Origin of the sequence: Calditerricola satsumensis (assembly GCF_014646935.1) — a bacterium.
Lineage (GTDB): Bacteria > Bacillota > Bacilli > Calditerricolales > Calditerricolaceae > Calditerricola > Calditerricola satsumensis.
Genome location: NZ_BMOF01000003.1, coordinates 79,266 through 87,109, shown reverse-complemented (window position 1 = coordinate 87,109; position 7,844 = coordinate 79,266). Strand labels below are relative to the sequence as shown.

Annotated in this window: 8 protein-coding genes and 4 tRNA genes; all 12 read right to left on the bottom strand. The window is 63.2% G+C overall.

Going from position 1 to position 7,844, the window contains the following annotated elements; all coding sequences use genetic code 11:
• Window positions 1-295: hypothetical protein (locus IEX61_RS12320; protein ID WP_229725594.1), on the bottom strand; the 295-nt coding region annotated here is incomplete at its 3' end.
• Window positions 296-324: 29 nt separating this feature from the next.
• Complete coding sequence (gene ytxC, locus IEX61_RS01830; RefSeq protein WP_054672230.1) at window positions 325-1,287, bottom strand: putative sporulation protein YtxC; 963 nt, start codon at window positions 1,285-1,287, stop codon at window positions 325-327.
• A 93-nt stretch (window positions 1,288-1,380) separates the two neighbouring features.
• Window positions 1,381-2,493 (bottom strand): cyclic dehypoxanthinyl futalosine synthase, encoded by a 1,113-nt coding sequence (mqnC, locus tag IEX61_RS01825; RefSeq protein ID WP_188816638.1) that lies wholly within the window; start codon window positions 2,491-2,493, stop codon window positions 1,381-1,383.
• A 245-nt stretch (window positions 2,494-2,738) separates the two neighbouring features.
• Window positions 2,739-2,813: transfer RNA gene (locus IEX61_RS01820), tRNA-Gly, on the bottom strand.
• 13 nt (window positions 2,814-2,826) lie between these two features.
• A tRNA-Phe gene (locus IEX61_RS01815) sits at window positions 2,827-2,902 on the bottom strand.
• A gap of 8 nt (window positions 2,903-2,910) precedes the next feature.
• Window positions 2,911-2,987 (bottom strand) — tRNA-Asp (locus IEX61_RS01810).
• Window positions 2,988-2,993: 6 nt separating this feature from the next.
• A tRNA-Ala gene (locus tag IEX61_RS01805) sits at window positions 2,994-3,069 on the bottom strand.
• A gap of 117 nt (window positions 3,070-3,186) precedes the next feature.
• Window positions 3,187-4,134 carry a primosomal protein DnaI gene (gene dnaI / locus IEX61_RS01800; protein ID WP_054672225.1) on the bottom strand — a complete coding sequence of 316 codons (948 nt, stop codon included), beginning with the start codon at window positions 4,132-4,134 and terminating at the stop codon, window positions 3,187-3,189.
• Complete coding sequence (locus IEX61_RS01795; RefSeq protein WP_188816637.1) at window positions 4,135-5,613, bottom strand: replication initiation and membrane attachment family protein; 1,479 nt, start codon at window positions 5,611-5,613, stop codon at window positions 4,135-4,137.
• Between the two features lie 64 nt (window positions 5,614-5,677).
• Window positions 5,678-6,148 carry a transcriptional regulator NrdR gene (gene nrdR / locus IEX61_RS01790; RefSeq protein ID WP_054671932.1) on the bottom strand — a complete coding sequence of 157 codons (471 nt, stop codon included), beginning with the start codon at window positions 6,146-6,148 and terminating at the stop codon, window positions 5,678-5,680.
• Window positions 6,149-6,300: 152 nt separating this feature from the next.
• Entirely contained in the window at window positions 6,301-6,705 is a 405-nt protein-coding gene (gene speD / locus IEX61_RS01785; RefSeq protein WP_054671935.1) for an adenosylmethionine decarboxylase, read from the bottom strand.
• Between the two features lie 252 nt (window positions 6,706-6,957).
• Window positions 6,958-7,794 (bottom strand): polyamine aminopropyltransferase, encoded by an 837-nt coding sequence (speE, locus tag IEX61_RS01780; protein ID WP_083463035.1) that lies wholly within the window; start codon window positions 7,792-7,794, stop codon window positions 6,958-6,960.
• Between the last annotated feature and the right edge of the window lie 50 nt (window positions 7,795-7,844).

Below are 7,844 nucleotides of genomic sequence, written 5' to 3'. Positions count from 1 at the left end.
CCTTGGCTCGCTGACCGCCTTTTTCCTTCTTGGCATCCACACTTTTTAGCGTAGAGCCCGTTTTTCGAGATCCACCCCCGGATAGGGCCGTACCGCCGCGATATACCAGTAGTTGCCGAGCCAAGGCTTTCTCCAGCAGTTCCACCCGCCGTTCCAGGCTGCGCTTGGCCGCATCGTGTACATGAACCGTCCGCGTGTTCTCGTCCCGCACGGAAAGATGAGCAGAGGCGAGGCTTCCCCACACCGCCACCACCGCGACCGCGAAGACAAGGGCACCTACCCACCGCCTGTGCACCGGAATTGGCCTCCTTCCCGCCAGCATCCTCATCCCTCTTCCACGCGGTACGCCTCGCCGTCGTAGCCGCTTAGGCGGTCCTCCGCCTCGCCTTGTGCGCCTTGGGAAGCCGAATGCGCGGAATCGAGGGCCGCACACACCGCACATCCGGGGCACAGCTTCACTTTCCCCTCAAACACCCGGCACAACGTCTCCACCGCTCGTTCGTTGGCTGTCCGGACGTGCAGCGTCAGCCGCTCGGGGGCAAGGGCCACCAGGGCGCTCAGGAGCGCGTCCTCGAGGGTTTCCGGCACCTCCCGCAACACGGCGCGCATCGCCTCCGCCTCGATGGGCCGGAGATCACCGTCAAACAGGCGCACGCCCCCTTCTTCGGCGTACACCACGTGCAGATGGGCCATGCGCGACGGCTTCCCGGACACCACGAGGCGCAGAAGGCGAACGAACTCGCGGTACTGGTACTCGCTGCGGTAGTCGTCGATCCCCTTTTCCACCGCGTGAGCCAGCTCCTGATGGTACGCCCGCAAGCGAAAGCGAAGCACCCCCTCAAGCACGAGGGGCTGTCCCGGAATCAGAAACGAAAGGAGGCCGGCGGCAAGAAGGCGTTTCCGCTTTGCGCGCCGGCCCTCTGCGTCTTCGCCGGTTCCCGCTCCCAGGTGCGCCAGCGCGTGGCGCAGAATCAGGGCCGCATCCCCTGCGTCAGCATGGCGCACGGCGCGCCGGAGGCAAAAGCGCACCAGCTCCTCTTCCCGTTCGGCCACGATGTAGTCGGCCAGGGCCAACGCCAGCGCGTGGCGCACCGCGTTGGATCCTGTGGCATGCACGGCATCTGGCGACAGGTAGCACCACAGCACGTATCCGCTTTCGGTCGGCCGGACCAGGACGCGCGCCGGCACCCCTCTGGCCTTCATCGGCGCCAGTTGACGCGCCACATACGGTTTCAACGCCTCAATCGGCCTGCGCTGGGGATCGAACACCATGTAGACGCCTTCCACGGTCGCGCCCCCTTTTTGGACGATCATGAATAAGATATGAGGGCGCGGGAAGGAATATGCGCAGGCTTGTTTCCCCGTTTTCCATACCCCACGTCAATTTTGCATCACAAAGTCTCGCTCGACGGTTTCCCCTTCCCGGAACACGCGCAGAATCTCGTACCGCGTGTTGCGCTGGGCAGGAATTTTGCCGGCCTCGCGGATCAGGCGCAGGATCAGGTTGGTGTTCACCTTGTGCGTGCAGGCGGCGGCGGAGACGACGTTTTCCTCGATCATCGTGCTGCCGAAATCGTTGCAGCCATAGGAGAGCGACAGCTTGCCGATCTCCGGCCCCATCGTCACCCACGAGGACTGGAAATTGGGGATGTTGTCGAGCATCAGGCGGCTGATGGCCACCGCCTTGAGGTACTCTTCCGGCGGCAGCTTCTCCCGCGGGAGGCGGGTGTTTTCCGGCTGGAACGTCCAGACGATGAAGGCGAGAAAGCCGCGCGTCTCGTCCTGGGCCTGGCGGATGCGGAGCAGATGCAGCACGCGCTCCTCGAGCGTCTCGCCAAAGCCGATCACCATCGTGGCCGTGGTGTGCAGGCCGAGACGGTGGGCCGTCTGCATCACCTCCATCCACTTCGTCCACGACCCCTTCTTGCGGCTGATGCGCAGGCGCGTGCGGTCGTCGAGAATCTCCGCCCCGCCGCCCGGGATCGAATCGAGCCCCGCCTCCTTGAGCTGGCGGATGACCTCCTCCAGCGAAAGCCCGGACACCTCAACCATTTTCCAGATTTCGGCAGGAGAAAAGGAATGGATGTGGATCTGCGGAAACCGCCGCTTGATCTCGCGCAACAAATTCAAGTAGTAGCCGAATGGCAAATCGGGATGCGTGCCGCCCTGCATCAGGATCTCCGTGCCGCCCACGTCGACGGTCTCCTGGATCTTCTGGAAGATCACCTCATTGGGCAGCACGTAGCCCTCCGGATGGCCCGGGGGACGGTAGAAGGCGCAAAACCGGCAATAGGTGTCGCACACGTTGGTGTAGTTGATGTTTCGCCCGATGACGAAGGTGGTGATCGGCTCCGGATGCCACCGCTTCATGATTTGGTCGGCGGCATGGCCGATCTTTTCCACCTCGTCGCTCTCAAACAGCGCAAGGCCGTCCTCCAGTCCGAGGCGCTCCCCGGCAAGGGCCCGCGCCAGGATGCGGTCGATGGCCGACATGCCCGTCCTCCTCCTTCCTTCGGCGACGCGCCACCTCGGCGCCCTCCGCCTTCCTTCCCGTTCCGTTTCCTCCTTCCGCTCCGAAACCCGACTTCTCCTTCATCCTATCATAACGGCCCCCGTTTGGCAGCCCGCGAGCCGGCCAACATAAAAGCGCGCATCCCAACGGTGCGCGCCGCACATCGCCAACACGCGAAACAGCCCTGTTGAAAAAAGAAAATTCGCGCATCATCACGCGAAAAAAATGGAGCGGAAGACGGGACTCGAACCCGCGACCCCCGCCATGGCAAGGCGGTGCTCTACCACTGAGCTACTTCCGCAGGCAAAGAAAAATGGTGGTCCGGGACGGACTCGAACCGCCGACACGAGGATTTTCAGTCCTCTGCTCTACCAGCTGAGCTACCGGACCACGAGAGATGGCGGAGCTGACGGGACTCGAACCCGCGACCTCCGGTGTGACAGACCGGCGTGAACTCCAGCTTCACCACAGCTCCGCGTGATGGTGGAGCCAAGGGGATTCGAACCCCTGACCTCTTGCATGCCATGCAAGCGCTCTCCCAACTGAGCTATGGCCCCACGCCTTCGCTTCCTCTTCCGTTTTGCCGTCGCATCGTTCGCTCGCGACAGTTTTGAGTATATACCATGACCTCGTAAAAATCAACCCCTCTCGCAAAAAAATTTTACGGGAAAATTTTAGGCCGGGCGACCCGTCTCTTTGTTTCGCTTGCGGCGATTGGGCCCGTCGAGGAAATAAGCCTCGGTGTAGTGCCGGATGCGCTCCATGATCCGCTTCGCCTTCGTGCGGTCGGCGGCGGTGCCGCCCACGGCGGCGAGGGCCTCCTCCAGCTCGTCGTAGCTCAGGTTGGAGGTGTACAGCGTCGGCCGGTTGTGGGCCACGCGGTGGTGGAGCACCACGCCCAGCACCTCGTCGCGCGCCCACGGCGACGGCGTCTCGGCCCCGATGTCGTCGAGGATGAGGACGGGGACAGCGCACACCTCCTCCAGCTTGGCCGAAAAGGTGCCGTCCTTCACGGCGTCGCGCATTTCCTGCAGAAACAGGGGCACGTACACCATGAGCGAATCGTAGCCCATCGCGGCCAGCTCGTTGGCCAGGGCGGCCATCAGGTGGCTTTTCCCCACGCCAAAGGGCCCGTAAAAATAAAGGCCCATCGGGCTTTCCCCCGGCTGAAACCGCTGGCAGAAGCGAATCGCCGCCGCGATCGCCTCGCGGTTGTATTGATCGAAAATGGTGTTCTCCGTAAATCGGGCCGCCCGCACATCGGCGGGAATGTGGTGGCTGCGAAACCGGGCTTGCTGCTGGCGCCGCCGCTCTTCGGCTGCGTAGAGGGAACAGGGCTTGAGCGCCGGCACGATGCGCTCGCCGTGCAGGACGAGCTCTGTGACGTGGCCCTTCATCATGTTGGGACAGCTTTCCAGTCCGGGGCACCGGCGGCAATTCTCCTGTTCGCGCACGAACTGGGCCAGCGTGGCCAGGCTGCGGTCGATGGCCGCATCGGGCACCTCCGGATGCGCGGCCAAAAACGCGGCCACGTCGGGGTGTCGCACCAGCGCTTCCCGCCGCTTGGCCACTTCCCGGTCGTGTGCGCGCCACTTGGCCAAAAGCTCGCCGATCGTTCGCATCTACGATTTCCCCTTTTTGCGGGCTTCCAGCTCATACACCAGGCGCAGGAGCTCCTCGTCTTCGGCGATGGGCCGCTCGCGGCGCTCCTCGTACGCGCCTTCCCGCTCGCGCTCAAGCTGGTGCGCGATGCTGGAGGCCAGCTTTTCCTCCCCGCCCGACGCCCGGCGCGCGCGGCGCTCGCCTTTGCCCTGCCCCTTGGTCGCAGACGCGTCTCGCCCGCCGCGCCACTGCTGGTACAGCTGGTGCTCTTCGCGGGCCACGGCGAGGGCTTCGGGGACCGTTTGCACCTTCTTGCGCTTCCAGTGGGCGGCAATTTTGAACACGAGGTTGCGCGGCAGTTTGTAGTCGTTCGTGATCATCACGTACTCGATGAGGACGTTGACCACGCCCGGCGGAAGCCGGTAGTCCTCCAGCAGCGCCTCCACGATGCGCAGGTCGGCCTCCGAAACGGGCGCGCCCCCCTGATGGCGCTCGATGAGCCGCACCGGGGACAGCGTCTCCAGGGTGCGGATGTGGGCCTCCTCGCGGCTCTTCGGCTCCCCCTGCACCGTGCGCAGGGCGGGAGGTTGCACGCGCTCGGCAATGCGCGGCCACTTGCCCTTGCTGCGGTGGAGGTACGCCTGCTTGATCACCTGCTTGAGCCGCTCGGCGTCGGGCACGCCGTCGTCGCCACACACGAACGGATCCTGCAAGTGGACCGAGAGGGCATAGGCATCCAGCCCGAACAGAAAGGCCAGGCGCTGCACAGCCTCGCGCAGGCCTTGAGGCCACTCGGCGACGCGGGGAAAACCCTCGGGCAGGTACGCCTCAAGCTCCGCTTCGTCAATGACGGTGCCAAAGGAGACGGCACCTTCCGCAAAGGGATCCATCTCCGGCATCGCCCGTCCCTCGCGCGCGGCGGCGCTCTCCCGCTCCGCCTCCGCGCCGCTTTCGCGGGACAACGTCTCGGGCGATACGGCGACGAAGACGTCGCCAAAGGCAGCGGTCAGCTCCGTGCGCGCGGCATGGGGGGACAGGAGGCGGTGCGCCGCGTGGACGTCGCGCTCGTCCGCGCCGTACCGGTCGACAAGCGCCCGGTACTGGGCCGGGCTGAGGGCGTTAAAGAGGAGCACGTTGAGCACGTCGTCGGCCAAAAAGCGCGCCGGCGGAAGGGGGGGATAGAGCAAAAACTCGAAAACCGCATCGCCGTCGTCGCGCGAGACATGAAAGGTCCGCAACAGCCCGACGGCTTCCAAGCGACGCCGCGCCTGGGTTAACGCGTCAAGGCTAAGCCCGGTGGTGGCCACGAGCCAGCGGAACATCCCGGTCTGCGGGACGCCGCTGTCCTGCGGCACGCTGAAGAGCAGCGTCAGGTACAGCGCGCAGGCGGCATGGCCGATGATCGGCTGGTACAAGTGCAGCACATACCCCAGTTCCGCCGGAGCAATGGGCCGGATGAACCGAACCACGTATGCGTCTTTGAGGGTGGGCGCGGTCATCCCGGTTTCCCCCTTCCGCCGCCAAGGGCCGGTCCCGTTTTCCGAGCGCCGCCAAATGCTCCCGCTATCCTTCCCGCTGTTTCGTTCGGGCGAGGAGTTCGCGCAATTCCTTCATGAACACGTTGATGTCCTTGAACTGCCGGTAGACGGAGGCGAAGCGGACGTAGGAGACCTCATCCACCTCGTACAGCTTTTCCATCACCATCTCGCCGATCGTCTTGCTCGGCACTTCCGATTGGGCGCTGGCCCGGAGCTGGCGTTCGATCTCGTCGACGATCCGCTCGAGGGTCTCCAGCGGGACGGGGCGCTTTTCGCAGGCGCGGATCATCCCGCGCAGCACCTTTTCCCGGCTGAAGGACTCGCGCGTCCCGTCCTTCTTGATGACGATGAGCGGCGTCTCCTCCACCACCTCGAAGGTGGTAAAGCGCCGGTTGCACGCCTCGCACTCGCGGCGCCGGCGAATCGATTTGCCGTCGTTGACGGGACGCGAGTCGAGCACCCGCGTGCCGAGGTGATCGCAATACGGACAACGCATGGGCCGTCCCTCGCTCGTTGGCCTGTCGTTCGTTCCCTGCCCTTTTCATCATACCATGGCCCCATAGGAAATGAGGAACCCGCTGCCGGGTTCCTCATGTGTGCCTGCGCGCGTATGGCGAAAGGGAAGGGCACCGCCACTTCCCTGTGCAGTCAGACGGCTTTCACTTTCATTTTCGGCTTGAAGGGCTGGACGTGTTCCACCCTCACCGGACCCATCCCGCGTGGTACCTGGACCGCTTCGACGGTGGTCGCACCCAGTTTCTCTATAATGTAATTCGCTGCAACTTGGGGATCAATGCGATGCCCGCACGTGTAGACGTCGATGCTGGCGTAGCCGTGTTCCGGGAAGCTGTGGATCGTCAGGTGCGATTCGGAGATGATGACCACGCCGCTGACGCCTTGTGGCGCAAATTTGTGGAAGGCGACCTCTCGAATCTCCGCCCCGGCTTCCAGCGCGGCTTCGACCATGACCTTTTCGATGAACTTCAGGTCGTTCAGCTTGTCGAAGTCGCATCCCCAAAGTTCAGCGATGACGTGACGACCCATCGTGTCCATGGAAGAATCCCCCTTTACTTGAAATTCGCATGCTTTTCAAGCATGAGGGACCTGCGCCATCTACCACGGGGGCAAGTTCGTCCGAAGAGGTCCTAACCCTTTAAGTAGATGCTGGTTCCCTTTCTTGCTGAAAAAAGTTCACAAGTGATAGTATACGTCGACTACCCTCAGATTGCAATAAAAACTTTACCCAGCTTTCCGGCCGGACTCCTCCGGCCGGAAAACCGGGTAGCGTATTCCCTCTTCTCTGGCTTATTCTATGGCGCGCTTCACCATTTCGGGAAGGACAAAGGCACCATAGAACATGTCCGGATTGTAGTATTGGGTGTCGCGCGCTTTGAGCCGCTCCCGCGGTACGGCGAGCGGGTCCACCTTCTTCGAGGCCAGCGTGAAGCTCCACAGGCCGCTGGGGTACGTGGGAATGACCGCCAGGTACGGGCGAACGACGGGGAACAAGTCGCGAAGCGCGGTCACCACTTTGCGCAGCACATCGATGTTGAAGAACGGCGACTCGCTCTGGCAGACCATCAGGCCGTCGTCCTTGAGAGCGCGCGCCACGTCTTCATAGAACGGGCGCTCGAACAGCTGCACCGCCGGACCTACGGGATCGCTGGAGTCAACGATGACCACGTCGTATTCGCCCTGCACCGTCTTGATGTATTTCAGGCCATCCTCAAAGATCAACCGGGCGCGGGGGTTGCGAAACTCGCTGGCGATTTCGGGGAGGTATTTTTCGCAGTTCGCCACCACCTGCTCGTCGATTTCCACCATGTCCACCCGTTCGACGGTCTCGTATTTCAAGCACTCCCGCAGGGCCCCGCCGTCGCCGCCGCCGATGATCAGCACGCGCCGCGGGTTGGGATGGGCCGACAGGGGGATGTGCGTGATCATCTCATTATATATGAAGTGATCCTTTTCGGTGACTTGGATGATGCCGTCGAGAAGCAGCGCCTTGCCGAAATCGTAGGTGTCCACGATGGCCAGCTCCTGAAAGGGCGTCTGTTCCGTATGGAGCACCTCGCGCAGGCGCCACTGCACCTTGTAACCGGGCGTCTGATCCTCGGTGAACCACAGCTGCGTCGCCTTCACGCCAATCCCTCCTTCTGTCTCCTTTTTCCTTCCACCAGAAAAAATTCATC